The sequence below is a fragment of the Paenibacillus sp. JT31N17 genome, assembly GCF_056269255.1.
This window is the reverse complement of sequence record NZ_JBWDNP010000001.1, coordinates 316,718-336,728: the sequence shown is the minus strand read 5'-3', so window position 1 is coordinate 336,728 and position 20,011 is coordinate 316,718. Positions and strand designations below refer to the sequence as shown.

Genomic DNA, 20,011 nt, shown 5'->3' with positions numbered 1-20,011 from the left:
AGTCAGCGGTCTCACGGCACTTTCCTGCATGACGGCAATTACGGCTGGTAGTTGACTTTTTTGTAGGCTTCCGTTAATTCGTTGTCGTATTCTTCACCGCCAAGCTTTTTCCAGCCTTCGATCATGGCATCGTATTCTTTGTCCGGATCGGAGGAAACGATGATCTTGGTTATCGATTCATTGATGAATTTCTTGATTGTTTCCTGATTTTTCTGCGCAAACGGCCGTGGATCCGTAATCTCAACCGTCTTCGGCGTGTATTTGGCAAAAATATCATTATATTTGGTGTTCACGGCCGCATAATATTCAGGATCGAACAGCTTGCCTTTCTCGCCCAGTATTTTCAAAGTGTCATATGAGCTTAACGGCTGTCCCTGCTGGATAATCGCGAGGTCACCGCTTCCGGCATACCATGTCACTTCCCTTGCGTTTTTATCGGGATCGATCGGTATTTGAATGCCATCCGCATCAAGGGTGTAGTGCGTTCCTTCAATGCCGGATTGCAGGGTCTTGATGACTTCGGGATCCGCCATCCAGTTCAAATATTTCATCGCGGCAATCGCCTGCTCCTCTTTGCTGGCTTTGGGCACCATTATGAACATCCCGTAGTCCGCAGCGCCCCCGGCATATTGTTTGCCATCCGAGCTGATGAGCGGATCGATTGGCATCCATCTGGCTTCCGGTACCGCTTTCATCGTCGAGTCGGTCAATGCCCAGCCGGAGTCATTGTTCTCCATGAAGCCGGCCACGCCTTGAGCAATATATTGATTAAGCTGCTGATTGTTTACGTCCGTACCGAATTCCTTGGGGATTAAGCCTTCAACATACAGCTTGTTGAGGAATTTGAACATATCGCGGGCGCCCGGCGCAGCAATATTGGAGATGAATTTGTCATTCTCCCATACCCCTCCGGCCAGGTCCGTACCGTTGCTCATCAGCTTCGGATTAATTCCGAATGCCGAGGACAGCGCATACATGAATGCTTTGCCGATAGCCGGAAAAGCGTATGGCACGACTTTGTCCTTGCCTACGTTGCCGGGATCCTTTTCCTTAAACGCTTTGAGCACCTGATAGAGCTCATCGACAGTCGTCGGCGCCTTCATATTCAGTTTATCCAGCCAGTCCTGGCGGATTTTGAAAACCGCTCCGACATTCGGGTTCGCTCTGAGTGCCGGAATGGCAAAGCGTTTGCCTTCATAGGTGCCCGCTTGATCCAGCGCTTTTTGATTATTCGCCGTAATCTGCGGACCGTACTCCTTCAGCAGATCGTCCAGCTCCCAGATCCCGCCCTGCTGGGCATACTTGAAGAGCGTATTGGTGTCATAGGTGAATATTATATCCGGCGCCTCACCGGAGGCAAGCCAGACATTCAGTTTATTCTCGGCTTCCGCCCGTGCTACAGGCACCATCTCCAGGTCGATGCCAAGCGGCTTCACCTGCTCCTGGGCCCATTTGACAAGCGGAGCATCCGTCAGCTTCATGCCCTCCGGTGCGTTCCCGCGATCATAAATCATAACGCGAAGCTTGACCTGCTTGACGGGCTCATCCGAAGGCTCCGGCGCATCCGTACCCCCTGTGTTTGTGTTGGTCGGCTCCGGCGTATTGGCAGCTCCGGAGCTGGTATTCCCTTCGTTTTTGCCTGAATTCGAGCATGCGGCCAGCAGCAGAAGCGTGAACACCAGGAAGCATGTCAGGCTGATCCTGACCCCTTTACGTACATTGACCATTGTCGTTCCTCCTCATGAATTTGGTAAAAACATCATTTCATCTGCCTACTGCCACAGGAGTAATCAAATATAAGAAAGTATCAGACTCCATCATACTTTGCTTATATTTCTGAGGAAGAATCCTGACTCTGCCTCCAAGGACGGCGAGAGCCGTTTCTTCTTGAAATATAAGAAAGTATCAGACTCCATCATACTTTGCTTATATTTCTGAGGAAGAATCCTGACTCTGCCTCCAAGGACGGCGAGAGCCGTTTCTTCATGTATGAGACGGATGGCTCTTGGGGGAGCTGTCCGGTCCTGCCGGGCGTATCGGGAGGTTACCCTTTTACAGAGCCAAGAAAGGAGCCTTTGACAAAATATTTTTGCAGGAACGGATATACGATCAGAATCGGCACCGTCGCGAAGATGGCTGTGGCGGCTTTTAAGGATTCCTCAATGACCTGAAGCTTGCCCTGCTGCTGCATGACTTCAAGCGAGGTATCCATTTGCGAGAGGAGCAAAATGTTGCGCAATCGAACCTGAAGCGTAAACAGATCGGAGTTGTCGATCAGAATAATCGCGTTCATGTAGCTGTTCCAGTGTCCAACCGCATAGAACAGGCCGATTGTGGCCATCACGGCCCCGGAGAGCGGAAGCACAATGCGCAGCATGTAGCGGATATTTCCGCAGCCGTCCATAACGGCGGCCTCGCGCAGCTCCTCCGGCATATTTTGAAAGAAGGATTTCATTATGATGACATTAAACGCGCTGATTGCGCCGGGAATCATAAGGGCCCAGAGGGTATTGAGCATGCCCAAATATTTGATGAGCAGGTAGCCGGGAATGAGTCCCCCGCTGAACATCATCGTGAATATCATATAGTTCATGAAATATTTGCGCCCTACCAGATCCTTGCGGGAAAGCGGATACGCCGTAAGAATCGTGAAAACCATATTGATCGTTGTCCCGACCGCCGTAACGTAAATGGTGACCAGCAGCGAACGGATGACATTATTGTCCCAGAACACCGATTTCATGGCATCCAGCTGAAAATCAACCGGCCACAGGATAACCTTGCCTGACTGAATGGCATGGCTGCTGCTGAAGGCATTGGCAAAGGTATTGATAAATGGAAAGATACAGACAAAAGCGATGATCGTAATCAAAGAATAGTTGATGACATGGAACGAAACGTCCCAGAACGAGTATTTTCGCGTCCGGCGATATTTGTTTTTACCTGTAGAATCCGATAGCTCTGTCATAGGCTCACTCCTTTATAAGACTTGATTCCAGTTCCATTCATGTTCCAAAAATTCCGGATGCCGCCCGCTCCGTTACCAGATTCCTTCGCGGCCCATCTTATTGGCGGCATAGTTTGCAGCAATGATCAGCATCAGGTTAACGACCGATTGCACCATCCCGATTGCGGTCGTCAGACCGAATCCGCCCTGCCTGATTCCAAGATCGTATATATAGGTGCTGAGAACATCAGCGACATCCATGACCAGCGGGTTCATCAAGGCATAAGGCTGCTCGAAGCCGATGGATACCATATGGCCGACATTCAGAATGAGCAGAATAATGACGGTTGGCATGATGCCGGGAATGGTGATATTGATCATTTTCTTCCATCTGCCTGCTCCGTCAATCGAGGCCGCTTCGTACAAGTGAGGATCAAGCGTCGTCATGGCTGCCAGATAAATAATCGTTCCCCAGCCAACTCCGCTCCAGATGCCGGAACCGACAAAGACGCTGATCCACCAGTTGTTGCTGGCCATAAAATAAATCGGCTCCATGCCCATCCACTGCAGAACCTGGTTAACGATGCCGTACTTGGGCGAAAGCAGCGCATAGATCATCCCGCCCATCAGCACCCAGGACATAAAATGCGGCAGGTACAGCAGCGATTGCGAAATCCGCTTGAAATATTTGTTCCGGACTTCGTTGAGCATGATGGCCAAAATAATCGGAGCCGGGAATCCGAACACCAGCCCCAGCACATTGAGCATCAGTGTGTTCCGTACGATTTTATAGAAATCCGGCAGATTGACCATATCCCTGAACGATTGAAAATGGTTCCACGGACTTTCCAGTACGCCCTTGAACATGTTGTAGTCCTTGAAGGCAATCAGAAGACCGAACATCGGTATATAGGCAAATATAAAGAAGAAGATTAAACCGGGGCTCAAGCAGATATAAAGGTCGAGATTTTTCCGGATTCTTTTCCACAGAGAACTCTGTTTACTCGCAGCTATGCCCAGTGGCAGCTCAGTATTTGCTTTTGTTTGCGCTTCCATAGAATTCCTGCCTTCCTGATAGGATAGTCTTATTGTAAAGCCTGCCGTAAGCGTTTTAAATGAGTCTATCTTTACATTTTATTAGTTTTCTTGCTGTGAGCTGCGCATGCGAAAAACGTCTTCCGATATGCGCAGGGTGTTATAAGCGGGTTTACCGCTTGTCACTTGTCGAAGAAGCTGATGTACCCCTGAATTTTTGGTTTATGGATGGCCTGGTGCAAAGATAAACGGTATGGGTTGTGGACAGCATTGTCACCTTGGTTCAAAACCAACCACGGTATAAATGTGACTGGTTTTGAACCCTATCTGTTAGATTCGGGGTTGAAAGGTCGAAAGTGGATGCTTCCGAGGCAGCTTTCTTGCAGAAAGCTTTGGGCTTATGCTTCTTCAAACTGTCTCCACCTGCTGCGACTGTTAATTGCCGGTCTTCTCTATACGCCGGTGATTTTGTTTAATGAGGCATCCAAATCCTCCATCAGCGAGTCCGCATTTTCCAGCCCGATCGAGATTCGCACCAGGCCCTGAGGGATGCCGCTCTCCCTGGATCCTGCTTCGCTCAGCCACAGGCCGGGCGAGTTAATCAGACTTTCGAAGCCGCCCCAGCTAGGTCCCTCCTCGAACAGCCGCAGCCGCTTCATGAAGCCCGTGATCTGCTCCCTGTCTCCCCTCGGCACGAAGCTGAACAGCCCCGAGTTTCCGGACATCTGACTCTTCGCCAGCTCATACTGCGGATGGCTCGCAAGTCCCGGATAAAGCACGCGCTCCACCATGGGATGCCTCTCCAGAAATGCGGCCACCTTCCCGGCATTCTCCTGATGCTGGCGCATCCGGACAGGCAAGGTCCGAAGACCACGGATCAGCAGCCAGGCCTGATGGGGATCCATCACAGCGCCGAACATCCCCCGCTCCCGGTGGGTGATTTCTTCCATAAGCGTTTTGCGGCCGATCATCACGCCCGCAAGAATATCGCTGTGCCCGCCCATATATTTGGTGGCGGAGTGTACAACAATGTCGATCCCGAAGGCAATCGGATTCTGATAGAGCGGAGTTGCCCATGTATTGTCGACGATGGTCACAATCCCTCTGGCTTTGGCTATGGCCGCAATGGCCTTCAGATCCTGCAGCGTAAACACATTCGATAAAGGCGTTTCCAGATAGATCGCTTTGGTGTGGGGGCGAAGCGCCGCTTCAATCTCATCCGTGCTCTCGCCGGATACGAATGATGTTTCGATGCCGAACTTTGTCATATAGGATTCGAGGAACCCCTTCGTCGGCGGATAGACATGCCGTGGACAGATGATATGGCTGTCTTTCTCCAATACATTCATCAGCGCTGCCGTAATGGCAGCCATACCGGACGAGAAGCATCTGGCTTCCTCCCCTTCCTCCAGTGCAGCGATCTTCTTCTCCGCGATCTCGGTGGTTGGATTGGACACGCGAGTGTAAGTATAACCATGGTTGATCGTTTTGCGTGTAAAGAGCGAGTTCTGGAAAATAGGCGGCACAATGGCTCCCAGGTACCGGTCGTAATCATCGCCATAATGCGTGCATATCTCTTCCTTGGTTAAAGCAGGTCTGTTATCGTCCATTGTTCCACTTCCCTCCGCGAGAAAGGCGCCCGAGTTGATCCGGGACGCCTCCTTCCTGTCATTTCATATGCAATTGTGAGGAATCGTTCATCCTGCTCGAAAAGTTGTATTCCGCTTTATAAGCCGCAGCGGTGCCGCGCCGTCTGACCATGACGCCCCAGCGCATCACATCAAGCCGGTGCTCATATCCCCTGAACAGATATACGGTTGTTCCCGGACTTCCTTCCATCTTCAGGGTCAGCTGTTTATCGGGCATCGTCCAGCTTACTTCCCAGTCGCTGTCCGTATCGCAGACCATGGTTTCCAGCATGAGCTGATAGCCATCCGCATCGCCTGGCGGGCCGGTTTCGCTAAAGTTCAGGTCCGATTGCGGCTCGCCGGAGCAGTGGAACAGCCAGTCGAAGACATGCTCCTCTTCATGTCCCGGCGCAGGGATCACCTGAAACTCGTCCTCCAGCCGGTCTTCATGAAGCTGGAGACGGCGGGCGTAATGGATGCCGTCATAGACATCATCGGCCGCCACCCTGCAGCTGCTGTTCTCCCTGTCGAATTCCTCGATCCGGCCCACCGGCCGGTTCGGCTGATTCAGCCTGTCGACCATGACTGAATTATGGGCAATTGTTTTGCGCTGCCATTCACGGAACAAGTCTGAGCCGTAACCGCTGTTGGAAATATCCCGTGAGATGACTTCGTCCTTATAGAACAGCTCAAAGTTCATCATGTCGGCATGGGAATGGCCCCGCAGAACAAATCCATATTTGAGGAAGACGGACGCATCTCCATTTTGCAGCAGGGCAAAATGTATATCCGGATCCACCCGCGACTCTGCGTCCGGCAGTCCTTTTCCGCGCAGCTCCCCGTCGATCCGTTCCTCCTCCCAATTCCTGCCGAACAGCAGTCTGGCGACGCCGCCGATATTGGCATCCGCCTTACCGGTATTCTCTTTGTCGTAGCATTGGGCAAGGGCATAACGATAGGCGGCTTCATCGTGAATATTGCGAATCCATTCATACTGATGGGCGTAATTGCCGAACTTCAGCAGCGGCCAGCCATCATTCGGATTCGGTAATTCGCCGTTCGGGAAGGCATACATGACCGGATACCGGTACATTCTCAGCAGAGCGTCTTCCATCTCGGGAAATTCATAGCCATAAAGCTTGCAGAAAGCCAGATAGTAGGTCATCCCTTCCGCGCAGTAGAAATGATAATGGAAGGAGGCTTCATACCAGAAGCCCTGGGGAAGCAGGCCGTCGGACAGCTTTTTCTTGATCCCGTATTCGCCCTCCGCAGCCAGCTCGCACCATTTGCGCTCATTGAAGAACAGGCCGATCATGCCTGCCGCAGCTTTCATCCAGCAAATAATATTCGGCGTGACGCCGACCTTCTCGATCAGAAACTCGGCCTCGGGAAGGAAGAAGCGGCGCTTGTACGTCTCCAGCTCATCCATCGTAAATTCATCCCGCACCAGCTCCATCCCGTTGAGCAGCCATATCACGCATACCCCGTCCGTCAGATCGGTGCCGGAGAAACGCCCTTCCTGTCTTGGCGGTGTCCGGACGATGAAGCTGCCATAATTGTCACTGAGAAAGCTGAGCACCTTGCGGATAAACGCCATGTAGGCAGAACCGCCGTACAGGTTGTGCAGCACGGCTGCCGAAAACACCTGCGAGCATACGTTTGCACGGTACATATAGCACCAGGCATCATCCACCTCCTGGGCTGCGCGCAGGCGGCCGCAGCCGCTGCATTTATGCTCATGCGGCTTCTCCGGATCAAAGATAAGCGCAGCAAAGCATTGGTCGCAGAAATAATGATGGCCCCATCCGGCAACCCGGGAGGCATCGTCCTCGTAGCGGGCGACCCATTGGTCGGTGACCGGCTTCATCCTGTCTGCGATCTGGCGGGCCCATGAATGCGTTTTGATTTTATCCCGCACGACCTGCCAGTCCTCTACCAGATTCATCGTATCCTTCATTCGGCTGTTCTCCTCTCGGGCTCAAGCTGCCGATCCCGGTGCTTCAGGCTCTCCACCAGCATCAATAACGTCATTGCCTGTCCATAAGGCATCGGGCAGACCGAAATATCCTTGTAATCCTGCATTGTATCCCCGACACAGGTGCCGTAGGAAACTTCCTGCACCATGCCCTCACCGTCGATGCGGCTCATTACCGCCTGCATCGCCTTCAGCCCGACCTCGCGGTATTTGGCCGGCAGATAGCCCTTGCGTACCGCTTTCAGAATCCCGTAAGCGAAACCCGCCGTTGCCGAGCTCTCTACATAGGAGCTTGAATCGTCAAGCAGCGTATGCCACATGCCCTCTTCCGTCTGCAGGCTGGCGAGCGTCCCGACCTGCCGCTCAAGCGAAGTAACCAGGAATTTTCTAACCCCTCCCGGTACCGGCACGATATCCAGATAATCCACCAGGCCAGCGGTATACCAGGCATTCCCGCGTCCCCAGAGAGCTCCGGCAAAATGATTGTTCTCCATAAAAGTCCAGCCATGATAGAACAGGCCGCTGCGGATATCGGTCAAATATTTGAGGTGGACGAGAAACTGGTGCATGCTCTCCTGCACATAATCGTCCCGGCCCAGCAGCACGCCCATCCGCCCCAGAAACAGCACGGTCATATACAGCGTATCGTCCCATAACTGGCCTTCATTGGCGCTCGTTACAGTCAGATGGGAGATTCCGTCCTCCGGCGTGCGCGGCATGTCCTCCTGGACATATTCGGCCCATTCCCGGCATATTTCCAGATAATCCGGCCGCCTGAGCTCTTCATAGAGATAACTCATCGTCAGCAGCGGGCACATCGTATTGACATTTTTGCCCGGCAGACCCTTCGCAATATGGCGGTCAAACCACGCTGTCAGTTCGTCCAGGATTTCTTTCCTGCCGGTTTCCTTGTAATACAGATAAAGAGCGAACAGGCCGACGCCCTGAGACCAGTCCCACACATCCATCGAGATGATGCTGTCCTTGACGTTCTCCTTGATGGTCGGCTTCAGGTTCCTCATGCCATGCAGTACGTGACCGATCGTGCCCTCAATTTCAGCCCTTGTTAAAGCCCCGATCATTCATCCCACTCCCTTCAACGCTTGATCAACTCCCATTTTACAAGAAATGCAAGCGTTTACTATTGGAGATTCTTGCGTTTATATTAGCTATTTTGACACGGGTCAAGAGGATTTCTCCTCACTTTCGTGCAGTACAGGCAGCCTTATCCGGATCTTCGTTCCCTCACCGACGGCGCTGTTTATAGTCAAGCCGTATTGATCGCCGTACAAAATCCGGATCCGTTTATGGACGCTGATGATGCCCACATTGGTATGCCTGTTTTTCTCCAAATAGTGACCGTACAGCTCGGGGGCCAGCAGCCGCTCGACCATTTCGGATTCCATCCCTACGCCGTTGTCACTCACTTCGATCAGCAGATCACCCTGCTCGGACCAGCAGTCTATCTCGATGATGCCTTTGCCCGGCTTCTCCTCGATACCGTGAATAATAGAATTCTCGATTAGCGGCTGCAAGATGAATTTGGGCACGCGGGAATCCATCAGCCTCTCGTCAAACCGGTAAATCACCTCGATTTTGTCTCCGTAGATGATTTTGTGAATGGACAGATAGTTCTGGATAAAAGCAATCTCCTCCTGCAGCGCCAGCACATCCCCCTTCTTGCCGATGCTTTCGCGCAGCAGCTTGCCCAGCAGATAAACCATCTCGCCGATTTCGTCCTCGCCTTTGATTTTCGCCATACTGTATATCGATTCCAGCGTGTTGTAGAGAAAATGCGGGTTCATCTGCGCCTGCAGCGCCTTGTACTCAAACTGCAGCGTCCGGTATTCCGCCTTCTGCTTCAGCAGCTTCTCCCGGTAGACCGAATTGAACAGATCGTTGATCTTCTCGGCCATAGAGTTGAATTTGGCGGCAAGCAGCCCGACCTCGTCGCGGCTTTTTGGCACAATGACGTGATGATTGAAATCCAGCGAGAAGCTGGACATGCTCTGCAGCAGCAGCCTGATATTCGCCGTAATGTTCTTGGAGATGAACGCCGCCATCAGAAAAGCGATAAACAGCGAGACCAGAATGGTGCTGATGGTCCAATATTTGATGCTGTCCGTACCCCGGGTCAACTGGCCGACATCGATAATCTGAACGATTTTCCATTTGTCGTATACCGTTGAGATCAGCGTGGAAATATAATGCCGGCCGCCGAACGTAAATCCATTTTTGGCTGAATCGAACAGGTACAGCTTGTTCTCCAGATAATATCGGGCGAGCTCCGTAGTATCCTTCTCCCCCGGTACAAACAGCTCATTATTTTCATTCAAAATCAGAATATCGCCGTCCATCAGCGTATGGACATTGGTGATGATGCTGTTGACATAGCTGCTCTCAAGGCCGATCGCGATCAGTCCGATATATTTGTAGGTGCTGATATCATAAAGCGCCCGGGCCATAAATATGGTGCCGTTATCGCCCTGGAACCAGGCCGCTTTCCCCCGTTTATCGCGGATGCTGTCCATATCAAGCCGCTCCATGAGCTTCTCGTTGTAGTTCTGGAACATATTGCGTTCAATCGAATACTGCTTGTCGTTCACATCGAGGATCAGTACGGATAAGAACGTATCCTTGGTAAACAGCAGCTCGCTGAGAAAATCCGTCACATATTTGTCTCTCACATAGATTTCCTCTGCCGTGACCGCCTTCTGGCCAAGCTTTTCATTCAGACTGGAATTACGGAACTGCTGAAACGCGACTTCTTCAATATCCGTCGTGCGCTTCTCCAGATTGATGCCGATCTGGCCGATCAGATATTCCGAGAATTCCCCCGAATTCCGCTTGATTGCCCCGACGGAGACAAAATAATTGATCCCGCTGATCATGAGCACCGTAACCAGGATGATCGCCGTGAACGAGATCAGAAATTTGGTTCTCAGCTTGGCATTGATAAAATAATTGATGATGGTGCGCAACAGCGCCACCCCCGGCTGAAGAATATGAATCCAGGCAGCGGCTGCTGCCGCTTTCCTGTACGAAATGTCTGGCTGGCTTGGTACGGACAATTACCATTCATTCCATGTAAACGTTATCATTTAGCTGGATTGTTTGTCACTGAGATTCGATATCACGAACCTTTGGCGGGTATGAACGGAACAGTGCAGTCCTGAGAGGTACTTTCGGCATCTCGCGCTAAGTGCGACTAATAGATCGGGTAGTGATACATTGACGAGGTACTTTTGGCATCTCGCGCTAGGTGCGACTAATAGATCGGGTAGTGATACATTGACGAGGTATTTTCGGCATCTCGCGCTAGGTGCGACTAATAGATCAGGTAGTGATACATTGACGAGGTATTTTCGGCATCTCGCGCTAGGTGCGACTAATAGATCAGGTATTCATAGTGATATATTGACGAGGTACTTTCGGTACTCTGCCCGGAGTGTGACGGAGCATGTTGACTGTCAACCTCTTTCGGCATAGCAGCTGCCCATCTACATCTCGCTGCCCCTGTTCTTGTATTCCTTGGGAGAGATGCCCTCGATTTTTTTGAAAACCTGATAGAAATAGGCGTATTCCTTGTAGCCGACCATTTCACCGACCTCGTTGACTTTGTTCTTCGGATCCTTGAGCAGCCGTTTGGCCGCTTCAATTCTCGCTTTATAGACCAGATCGACAAAATTAATGCCAGTTTCCATGCGCAGCAGGCGGCTCAAATAGCTGGAGCTGATGCCGAGATGGTCGGCTACGAGTGTCAGACTCAGGTTCTCTGCGAAATGGTTGTTAATATAGTCAACGGACTTCTTGACGACCAGACTGTATTCCTTGTCGCCATTCTCCAGCTTGGTCTTGATCCCCTTGACGAATAAGGCCAAATAATCGGAAGCTGCCTGCATATTCGGCAGACGGTAAACATCATCCAAGATTTCATCAATCCGTTTGTTCATCCCGAATTCATCTCCGGTCAGACGGAAGTAATAACGGGCCGCTACCAGGCAGACATCGGACAGCAGTCCCTTGGCAACCAGAATATTGCCCTCGCTGTAGCCCCTGATTTGTTCAAGCACCTTCTCCAGATGCATGATCATTTCCCCGCTGGTCGCATGCTCAAGCATCTGGTTGAACTGCTCCAAATCGCGGATAATGGATTGCTTGCCCTTTTCCCCGGCCGCATGACCGTTTTCCGGGAACAGAACAGGCTCCTCCGCCCGGAAAAAGCTGCTATCCATCAGCGTCGAGGCTTCGGCAAACGCTTCAGGCAGCTCCCTCAGCTGCTTATACTGCGAGCTGACGGCAATACAGCACAGCAGTCCGTACTGCTCTCTGGCCTGCTCGATCAGCTCCTGGCACACGGCCTGGAGCTTCATTTTGATCTCTCGCGGAGGCAGCGCTCGGGGGAATAGGCCAGCTAATACAAGGTCATCCTGATGGAGCGACTCGATGATCTCGAAGTCCCGTTTGGCTGCCGACTGCCTTGCCATTTCTGTGAGCTTGGCCTGCATGCCCAGCCTGATTCTGGCACTGTCCGCACCCTGCAGCGTAGCGAATGTCTGCTTGGAGCGCACGATCAGAACAGCAATGCGGCTGCATGAGATGCCTAACTGCTCGCAGATGATATACGCTTCCGTCTCCGATGCCCGTGCGCCGCCGATCTGCTCGGAAATAAATTTGCTCCGCAGGAAGGGCAGCGAGCTTTGATGACGCTCTTCCAGTCTGTTGATCGCTTCGGTCATATTCTCATTCAGGCTCAATTCCAGATGCCGGTTCTCCAGCTCCATCACGGCGAGCGCGATTACCCGCTCCAGTTCGTCATTACGCACAGGCTTGACGATAAAATCATAGGCGCCAAGCCGGACAGCCCGCTGTGCGTAGTCGAAATCCTGGTAGCCGGTTATCAAAATCGTTTTGGACAGCGGGAAGGTCGATTGCATCAGCTCGGCGAGGTCCAGTCCGCTGAGTCCGGGCATCTTGATATCCGTGATCAATATATCCGGCTTGTTGTCCAGAATGACCTGCTTCCCCTCGATCCCGTCCTCCGCCTGCCCGACAACCGTGCAGTTCAGCTTGTTCCAATCGATCGTCTGCACGATTGCCTGCCGAATGAGCGGCTTGTCGTCTATCACTACCACACGTTTTTTCACAGGATTTCCTCCTCACGTTTACCAGTTAGCACGATTATAACCGAAGTCAACCGCTTTTTCCCATACTTCGGTAAGAAATGGCCCTGTCGCCCTCTGAAGCGAAATAGTCCGCTCTTTGAAAATAATAAAATAGTGAAAGACTTACATGTGAATCTCGGCCTTGTCTGATATGAAGAGTAGAATTTTTTGCCTTCACATGAGCTTCTTCCACAACTTTGGTTGACAAGTATGGAGACGCACCGGGATGATCGGAAGAGCTGCAGCGGGGTTTTTCCGGCTTACATGGCCGACACCGGGGCTCATTGGCGTGGAAGCCGGTTTTTTCCTTGCTGGGACTGCCGGTTGGGACGGGAGAGCGCCAACTCGGCGCTGCAGCGGGGTTTTTCCGGCTTACATGGCCGATGCCGGGGCTCATTGGCGTGGAAGCCGGTTTTTCCTTGCTGGGACTGCCGGTTGGGACGGGAGATCGCCAACTCGGCGCTGCAGCGAGGCCGGCACTATCGCCGTCGCTTCCATGCAGCAAAGGATTCTCTCAAAAAAGACTCCCCAAACAACAGCAAGCAATTCTGCCCCGCACAACAACGCAAAGACGCCTCCAAAACCACGATAGAGTGGCGGTGGAAGCGTCTATTTAAATACCAGAGCCGGAATCTTAAAAAGCAAAAATGTCTATTGGGACAGTCCCCGAATGGAAAAAAGAGATCTAGCCTTAACACGCACAGCAAGCGGCTCAGGACGCGAAGGCCTGGACATTAACGTTTCGTGTCCAGCGGCTTCAGTTTGGCTTCAATGGATTGGCGCTGATTCTCCAGGAATGGCGGCAGCGCAAGCGATTCGCCCAGGGTCTCGAACGGTTCATCCGTCGCGAAGCCGGGACCATCGGTAGCCAGCTCGAACAGGATGCCGTTCGGTTCGCGGAAATACAGGGAGCGGAAATAATATCTCTCTACGAAGCCGGAGTTATGCAGACCCGCCTGATTCAGGATCCCGATCCATTCCATGAGCTCTTCCTTGTCTTCAATCCGGAATGCAACGTGGTGAACGCCGCCTCTGCCCAGACTGGCTGCAGATAAATCGCTGCGCGGCTCGACCTGCACCTCAGCGCCGGAGCCGCCGTCCCCTACCTGCATAATGATAATATCCTCCTGCCCTTCAACCAGTGCCGGCACCCGGCTCTTCTCCGTGAAGCCAAGCAGCCGAAGCGCCCCTAGCGTAGCATCCGGTTTACGGACCGTCAGCTTCACGGGACCAAGCCCCGTAATGCCGTAAGCAATGGGAACAGGGCTCTTATCCCAGGGTATCCCGCCCTCCACGCCAACATTGCGCTCATCCGAAACCAGCGCCAGCTTCTGGCCTTCCGGGTCCTCGAAGAAAATCACGTTCCTGCCCGCATGGCCGGTAATCGGTGAATGCCTGACGCCTTTCTCAGTGAAGCGTTCGGTCCAGTACCGCAGCGCATCGTCATTCTTCACCCGCAGCGAGGTTCCCGAGATACTGCTCACCCCTTCTTTGTTCGGCCCGATTCCGGGAAAATCGAAGAAGGTAAGCTCCGTGCCCGGCTTGCCCCGTTCATCCCCATAGAACAAATGATAAGCCGAGGTGTCGTCCTGATTGACTGTTTTCTTAATCAGCCGCATGCCGAGGACATCCGTATAAAATTGATAGTTGCCTGCTACGCTTCCTGTCATAGCTGACAGATGATGAATTCCTTTTACATTCATGAGTTTGCCCCGCCTTTCATGCTCTTAGTTTTCTTAACAGCTCAAGCAGCAGCTTCTGCTCGCCTTGGTCCAATGATTGAAATTGGGATGCCTGAAACTGCTCCTGGAGCGGAATAATTTCATTGTAAAGAAGCTGCCCGGCTTCCGTAAGCGAAATATACTTGGTCTTCCATTCCTGCTCACGTCCGATAAGTCCAAGCTCCTCCACCTTGTGAATGAGCTGGGTGATATTTCCTTTGGTGACGACCAGCTTCTCTGCCAGCTCCTGCTGACTGATTCTGCCTGCTGCACCTACCTGAGCCAGGACATCGAACTGTGCGGCAGTCAGCCTCCACTTCTTCAAGTGGTGATTGGTTTCGCGGATGCTCCGGTTGTAGAAACGGGACAGCCGAAACCACAGCAGGATGCCCAATCGTTCTTCCTTCCCGGTTAATGCACTCATGTCCGCATCCTCAAGCACCCGCTTCACCTCTTTCCTGCAGCATTACCGACAAAAATAATTTCTAAACTTGATATCAGTATATAACTAAACTGATAACAAGACAATCCATCTCATCCTCCGCCGATGGCATTCGGAAGCCCTGTATCCGTCATTACCTCAAGGCGATATCATTGAACCGGTTATCCACCGTTTCACGCATCAGCCCCTTCAGCGACCGGATTGCCGTCTCTTCCACTCTCAAGGCATTGTCAAACAAATCAATCATTTCCTTGGCTTTGTTCGCATTCAACCTCCGGACCGGCATCGTGCCGGCATTAATCATCGCCAGCTGTTGGAATATTGAATCCAGCCTGGCATAGGAATCCGCGGCTTCACAGATCTGCGGCATCCAGCGCTCCAAAGCGGCGATGTAAGCATGGCTGTCTCTTTTGGCAGCCCCGTAACAGCGGATAATTTCCCTCAGTCCGGCTTGATCGTAATCACCGCCGCGAAGAGCATGTATGATCGCCCCATAAGCCGAACGGCCGCAGGCATACTCCTTCTCAGGCAGCATCAAGTCATGGGATTCCCATTTATAAATAGCCTGCAGAAGAGACTCCCGGCAAATCTCCAGCTCATCCGATTCGATCCGGGTTTCAAAGGTCTGAACATACCAATAAGGCGATCGGTTACAGCCAAAATCGCCATACGGCAGCGCCTCATAATCTTCTGCGGTGCCATCGGAGATATAGAGCACTTCCCGCTCATCATCATAGCCCGCGGCTATCACGAATTTATCTTTCCAGATAACAGCGCCTGTCCCGCGGTCAAGGGAGTCTTTGATAGCGGCCACCGCCTGCGTCTGATAGAGCGGAAACGTGGGCTGAAAATGAAATCCGGCATTCTGCGAAGCGGTTACGCCCAGAAAATCCGCAGCCAGAAAATGTTCCGCCATCCAGTTGTATGCCGTGACGGATTCCGGGGTCAGCCTCCGGTTAACCGTGAACCGGAAAGCTGCCGTAGTCATACCGGCAAGCATAGATTTGGAACAGGCAATCCATCCCATCGGGAACAAAATCCCGTGCATGGCATCGATATAGGATTCGGATTCTGCGGTCATCCACTGACCGGTTAATAAGACGGCTCCCACTAGAATCACTCCTTCCTTAAAAGCTTTCAGCTTACGCTTCCCGAGACTATATCCGCCTGCTCCGCCGGTTATCAGCGGCCTTCTTATTCAAATTGCATTATCGCGGGGAATGCGCTCCCCACCTGGGGATTGTAGTTCGTTTCAGATCCGGATATCGGGCGGATAATGTCTGGAATAGCTCCATTGCCTGCTGCTCCAGCATTTCGGCAGTCTTTAGTGCTGCAATCAGCTCCACGCTTCTCTCCTGTTCAACATGCCTGGATCCCCCTGTCTCCACGATGCAGCTCTCTATAGCGGCCGTCTGACCCACAAGACGGTCATAGAGACTGAAGGCCACGTCTGCTTCATGCCAAATCCCCAGGATATCATGCAAATAATCTCTGATTTCTTTCCTGGAATAGAGGAAGGAATCCAGAATATAGACAGCTCCCCGCTCATCATATTCGCCTTTCTCCAGTGCTTTCATAAGAAAGGTATAAGCCAGCTTCCCGGAAGCAATTTCCCGTCCAGGCAGCGTTTTATAAGGCGTTTCCCAGTCATAGACTGCCAGCCGGAAGGATTCCAGAATCATTTCCTCCTGCTGAATCTCCACTTTCTCTCCGAAGCTCTGGCAGTACCAGAAGGGCGTGAAATTAAGGCCGAAATTATCATATAGCACAATCCGGTCCTCATCCGTCATCCCATCCTGTACATAAAAGATCCCGTCCTCATCGTCATACCCGTGAATGACACCAAATTCAGGAATCCAATAGATAACGCCTATGCCGTTGTTCAGGCTCTCTCTCACCCATTTCACGGCCTCCTGCCGGTAATGGGAAAAGGTAGCATGCCTCGTTCTTCCTCCATCAATCGCTGTCCATATGCCCAGATTATCGATGGCAGGCTTATGCTCCGTCACCCACTGCCCGTAAGCGGATACGGACATCGGTAGGAGCTGCTCGTGAACAGAGAATTTGAACGCCATTCCGGTATAGCCGGAGAGCATATATTTGGGGCCGGCAAACAGGTTGGCCGCAGTCAATACCGCATGGAGGCTGTCTGTGAACGATTTCGATTCCCGCTTCATAATGAGATGGTCCAAATAAATACCGGACAATATTCCCCGCCTCCTCATTTCACACCGTGCACCGTGCACCGCGCACCCCTCACAGCTGCCAGGCAATGGTTTGTGGCTCCGCATCGCGGCGGTCCAACATAATCCGCTTGAACATGTATATCCTTGAGCCGAATTGTCACCGGCCGCCTCACTCACGCTCCACAACTCCTCCCAGCCGCTGAAGCGTTTGTTGACACAAATGAGCCAATTTCTTCTTCAGCCACTGAGGAGACTCAAGCTCCTTCCATTCTGCTACAAGCAAATGCTGCAGGAAGGCATCCGCATCATAGAAGGTTATCCGGTAAAGGAGTCCATCCCGGGACAGAATCGGGTAGCCCTTCCATGTATCGCCATGGACCGGACGAAGCATCTGTATCCGCGCTGTATAAGGCTTGAGTACTGGGGGCGGATTGCCCGGGCTGTCCGTCTCCATATCCTCGGAATATTCGTAATGCGACTCCGTCAATATGAGCTGCTGAATCTGATCCAGACGCACTGTTATTTTCAACCGCTGGCGGGCACAATAAGCGGCAATATAATCAGCGTTCACTTGGGAAATCAGCTTTAACGGATAGAGTTGCGCTTGCCGGGCGGCTCCCTGATCGGTATAAGTCATCTGAACGACAAGCTTCTGCCGGACGGCATGGCTGAGCAGCTCCAGATTATGCATCATGCGCGGATTAGCTTCAAAAACGGGCAGGCGAAAGCTGCCGCCGCTCCCCTGTTCACCCGTAAAACGCTCAAGCAGCTGCGCAACGCGCCGGATGGCGTCCCCATTATCGTAATTGTAATTCCGGTACCGGTGGGCCAGGTATTTCAGCACCTTCTTCTCATCCTCCGTCATATAGAGATGAGGCAGGACGTAGGCTTTGTCTTCGTAGCAATAGCCCCGGTGCCTGGCAACATATAATAAAGGCGCCCGCAGGGACATTTCCAGATATTCAATATCGCGCTGCGCCTGACGTTTGGAAATTTCGAACTGCTGCGCAAGCTTCGTGCTGTTCGGGTAGCTGCCCTGAATAATCTGCTGGTCAAACCATTGAATCCGATGCATATTGCTCACTTTCAGCAGCCCTCCTTAACGGCAGATGCCCGTTTCCTTCCATTACAGCACTGAACAGTCTTTGCTTGCAAGCGGAATTTATGGAAAAAGGCCCGCCCCATCCAGGGAACGGGCCGTCTTGCGGAAGCCTAGCTGATGGCTTCCACCTTCTCCTGCGGTGCGTTGATGCATCTTTTGCAAACCTTGACCGGCGTTCCATCTGACTTTGTCCGTGGATAAAGCAGTTTTATTCTGGTCCGGCTGCAGACCGGGCATGTTCCCCGGCCGCGCGAGGGCAGACTCCACAGCACGCGGCCTCTTTTAGTTTTTGCCACATGTAAACCCCATTTCATGCCTCAGCTCTTTTTTTAACTATCACAAGTGGTCTGTGACCGGCAGGCATCCGGCAGCCCGGCTGGCTGGGCTGGAAGAATCACGCCTTTCACTACACTTGCACTCATTATAAAACAGCTGGTGCGACATAAAATGTCATCCCAATTGCACTCAGGAAAGAAACATCCGGGCCAAGCAGAAGCCTCCCGCCGCAAGCTTGTATTTAAGCCTGCCTGATTATCTGCTATATTGAAATAGCAAAGGAGCGGAATAACACATTATGGCAGTAACATCCACTACCCCCGAAACCGCTGCAGGCGGCCAGCCCCTGACCAAAGGATTAATTTTGCTCATGAGCGCGGCCTCCGGCATGGCTGTGGCGAACTTATATTACAACCAGCCGCTGCTTGCGGATATCGGGCGCACGTTTCACGTTTCATCCGACGCTGCCGGGCTTATTTCGATGTTTACGCAAATCGGATACGCGCTCGGCTTGTTTCTGTTCGTCCCTCTCGGCGACATCAAAGAGCGCCGCGGTTTGATCACCGCCTTATTGGGTGCCGTCACCGTATCGCTGCTTGGCGTCTGCACCGCTCAGAGCTTAACCTGGATCTACATCGCCAGTCTGGCAGTGGGCATTACGACCGTAGTGCCGCAAATTCTGATCCCCCTGTCCGCTCAAATGGCTTCGCCCCAGGAACGCGGCAAAGTAATCGGCACGGTAATGAGCGGGCTGCTGCTCGGCATCCTGCTTGCCAGAACCGTTGCCGGTCTGATCGGCGGAGCGTGGGGCTGGCGGACCATGTATGCAATCGCCGCCGCGCTCATGCTTGGGCTGCTGATTGTTCTTCGTGCGAAGCTTCCGCGAAGCCAGCCGGGTATGACGGCCTCCTATACGGAATTGATCAAATCGATCGGCGGTTTGATCCGCCAGTTCTCCACGCTGCGGGAAGCCGCTCTGATTGGAGCTGCAATGTTCGGGGGCTTCAGCGTGTTCTGGACATCGCTGGCTTTCTTCCTGGAGGGCGGCACTTATGGCTACAGCAGCCAGGTTGCCGGATTATTCGGCCTTGTCGGGGTCGTCGGGGCCTCCGGGGCTCCGGTTGTCGGACGATTGTCGGACCGATTTCAGCCGAAGGTTCTGGCAGGTCTGCTGATTGCGGTTACGTTCGTTTCGTACCTTTTCTTCGGCTTTGCCGGCACTTCGTTATGGGGGCTGATTGTCGGGATCATTCTGCTCGACCTTGGCGTGCAGGGAACCCAGATTTCCAATCAGGCCCGTGTGTATGCCCTTGATCCCGCTGCCCGCAGCCGGTTGAACACCGTATTGATGGTCAGCACATTTATTGGCGGCGCCATCGGATCAACTCTTGGAAGTTACGCCTGGCATAATTGGGGATGGACTGGAGTCAGCTGGGCAGGAGGCAGCCTGATTGCCGCTGCATGCCTGGTATGGGGCAGTCACAGACTGCGCGGCAGATGACAGATCGGTTTCTATGCATGCCGAAACAAAAAA

At 52.5% G+C, this 20,011-nt stretch carries 15 protein-coding genes; 1 reads left to right on the top strand and 14 read right to left on the bottom strand.

Features of this window, described 5'->3' with window-relative positions:
- Positions 1-38 precede the first annotated feature (38 nt).
- The 14 genes from AC0YOB_RS01490 to AC0YOB_RS01425 form a co-directional block, all read right to left on the bottom strand.
- Positions 39-1,727, bottom strand: coding sequence for a type 2 periplasmic-binding domain-containing protein (locus tag AC0YOB_RS01490; RefSeq protein ID WP_475791238.1), 1,689 nt, complete (start codon positions 1,725-1,727; stop codon positions 39-41).
- A 317-nt stretch (positions 1,728-2,044) separates the two neighbouring features.
- On the bottom strand, positions 2,045-2,968 hold the full coding sequence (locus AC0YOB_RS01485; protein ID WP_475791237.1) for a carbohydrate ABC transporter permease: 924 nt from the start codon (positions 2,966-2,968) through the stop codon (positions 2,045-2,047).
- A gap of 72 nt (positions 2,969-3,040) precedes the next feature.
- Positions 3,041-4,003: an ABC transporter permease gene (locus tag AC0YOB_RS01480; protein ID WP_475791236.1), complete on the bottom strand. Its 963-nt coding sequence runs from the start codon at positions 4,001-4,003 to the stop codon at positions 3,041-3,043.
- 431 nt (positions 4,004-4,434) lie between these two features.
- A complete protein-coding gene (locus AC0YOB_RS01475) occupies positions 4,435-5,592 on the bottom strand; it encodes a trans-sulfuration enzyme family protein (RefSeq protein ID WP_475791235.1) in 1,158 nt (385 codons plus the stop codon).
- A gap of 58 nt (positions 5,593-5,650) precedes the next feature.
- A complete protein-coding gene (locus tag AC0YOB_RS01470) occupies positions 5,651-7,567 on the bottom strand; it encodes a heparinase II/III domain-containing protein (protein WP_475791234.1) in 1,917 nt (638 codons plus the stop codon).
- Positions 7,564-8,667: a beta-galactosidase BglB gene (gene bglB, locus AC0YOB_RS01465; RefSeq protein WP_475791233.1), complete on the bottom strand. Its 1,104-nt coding sequence runs from the start codon at positions 8,665-8,667 to the stop codon at positions 7,564-7,566. The genes AC0YOB_RS01470 and bglB overlap by 4 nt, the downstream gene beginning before the upstream one ends.
- A 102-nt stretch (positions 8,668-8,769) precedes the next feature.
- Positions 8,770-10,656 (bottom strand): sensor histidine kinase, encoded by a 1,887-nt coding sequence (locus tag AC0YOB_RS01460; protein WP_475791232.1) that lies wholly within the window; start codon positions 10,654-10,656, stop codon positions 8,770-8,772.
- Between the two features lie 429 nt (positions 10,657-11,085).
- The gene (locus AC0YOB_RS01455; RefSeq protein WP_475791231.1) at positions 11,086-12,732 is read right to left on the bottom strand and encodes a response regulator transcription factor; all 1,647 of its coding nucleotides are present in this window, start codon (positions 12,730-12,732) and stop codon (positions 11,086-11,088) included.
- Between the two features lie 752 nt (positions 12,733-13,484).
- Positions 13,485-14,453 carry a ring-cleaving dioxygenase gene (locus AC0YOB_RS01450; RefSeq protein ID WP_475791230.1) on the bottom strand — a complete coding sequence of 323 codons (969 nt, stop codon included), beginning with the start codon at positions 14,451-14,453 and terminating at the stop codon, positions 13,485-13,487.
- Positions 14,454-14,469: 16 nt separating this feature from the next.
- The gene (locus AC0YOB_RS01445) at positions 14,470-14,895 is read right to left on the bottom strand and encodes a MarR family winged helix-turn-helix transcriptional regulator (RefSeq protein WP_475791229.1); all 426 of its coding nucleotides are present in this window, start codon (positions 14,893-14,895) and stop codon (positions 14,470-14,472) included.
- A gap of 151 nt (positions 14,896-15,046) precedes the next feature.
- The gene (locus AC0YOB_RS01440) at positions 15,047-16,024 is read right to left on the bottom strand and encodes a hypothetical protein (protein ID WP_475791228.1); all 978 of its coding nucleotides are present in this window, start codon (positions 16,022-16,024) and stop codon (positions 15,047-15,049) included.
- A gap of 97 nt (positions 16,025-16,121) precedes the next feature.
- A complete protein-coding gene (locus AC0YOB_RS01435) occupies positions 16,122-17,120 on the bottom strand; it encodes a cysteine peptidase family C39 domain-containing protein (protein ID WP_475791227.1) in 999 nt (332 codons plus the stop codon).
- A gap of 148 nt (positions 17,121-17,268) precedes the next feature.
- Positions 17,269-18,174: a helix-turn-helix transcriptional regulator gene (locus tag AC0YOB_RS01430; protein WP_475792277.1), complete on the bottom strand. Its 906-nt coding sequence runs from the start codon at positions 18,172-18,174 to the stop codon at positions 17,269-17,271.
- Positions 18,175-18,311: 137 nt separating this feature from the next.
- A complete protein-coding gene (locus AC0YOB_RS01425) occupies positions 18,312-18,497 on the bottom strand; it encodes a hypothetical protein (protein ID WP_475785520.1) in 186 nt (61 codons plus the stop codon).
- Between the two features lie 278 nt (positions 18,498-18,775).
- Between AC0YOB_RS01425 and AC0YOB_RS01420 the strand changes: the two genes are divergently transcribed.
- Positions 18,776-19,978 (top strand): MFS transporter, encoded by a 1,203-nt coding sequence (locus AC0YOB_RS01420; RefSeq protein WP_475791226.1) that lies wholly within the window; start codon positions 18,776-18,778, stop codon positions 19,976-19,978.
- Positions 19,979-20,011: the final 33 nt, after the last annotated feature.